Genomic DNA, 359 nt, shown 5'->3' with positions numbered 1-359 from the left:
TACGCTCTGGTCATAAGGTACTAGACATTGCGGGGGGAACTGGAGATCTCACGATGCAGTTCTCCAAACGCGTTGGAGATCAAGGCAAAGTTGTACTCGCTGACATTAACGCCTCTATGCTCAATGTCGGACGAGACAGATTATTAGACAAAGGCTACGGCAGCAATATTGAATTTGTACAAGCGAATGCAGAATGCCTTCCCTTCCCAGATAATTACTTTAATGCCGTATCGATCGCGTTTGGCTTAAGAAATGTCACTGATAAAGATAAAGCTATCCGCTCTATGTTCCGCGTATTGAAACCGGGCGGCAGACTTTTGATATTGGAATTTTCAAAACCCACTAACACAGTGCTTAGT

Annotated in this window: 1 protein-coding gene; it reads left to right on the top strand. The window is 44.3% G+C overall.

What is annotated here, in order from left to right:
• On the top strand, positions 1 to 359 hold a 359-nt coding region (locus tag A3739_RS02820), incomplete at both ends, for a class I SAM-dependent methyltransferase (protein WP_156502288.1).

The organism is Oleiphilus sp. HI0067, assembly GCF_001635735.1.
The sequence above is the reverse complement of the archived record's forward strand: the minus strand, read 5'-3'. Positions and strand labels throughout refer to the sequence as shown.